The sequence below is a fragment of the Pseudomonas sp. OTU750018 genome, from assembly GCF_011636575.1.
GTDB lineage: Bacteria > Pseudomonadota > Gammaproteobacteria > Pseudomonadales > Pseudomonadaceae > Aquipseudomonas > Aquipseudomonas peli.
In genome coordinates, this window is record NZ_JAAPAU010000010.1 from 1 (window position 1) to 454 (window position 454).

The following is a 454-nucleotide window of genomic DNA, read 5'->3' on the forward strand; positions in this document are numbered from 1 at the left end:
ATCTCCCGCGGCATGCTGGTGGAAAACAGCCCGGGCAGCACCAGGCTGGCCTTGTAGCGCACGCCGGCCGCCTCCAGCGCCGCCCGGTAGCCACGCAGGCGCTCCTGCGCGTCCGGGTGGACCGGGTCGCCGGCGATGAAGGCGATCTGGCGGTGGCCAAGGCTCAAGAGATGGTGCGTGGCGAGACGCGCACCTTCGAAGTCATTGAAGTCCAGCGAATAGAGGCCTGCCGCCTTCAGGCTGCGGCCGGTCACCACCACCGGCTGTTCCTTGGCCAGCTTGCGCAAGGCCTCGTCGCTCAGGCGGCCGGTCAGCACGATGAGGCCGTCCACCCGGCGCGAACGCAACACGTCGATGCAACGCTGCTCCTCCTTGGCATTCCAGTGGCCGCTGACGAACAGCGGGCTGTAGCCGGCCTGGCTCAGCTCTTCCTCGATGCCGCGCAGGGCCACGC

Annotated in this window: 1 protein-coding gene; it reads right to left on the reverse strand. The window is 68.9% G+C overall.

The features are described from left to right. Positions 1 to 454: substrate-binding domain-containing protein (locus HCI85_RS20885; protein WP_167147929.1), on the reverse strand; the 454-nt coding region annotated here is incomplete at both ends.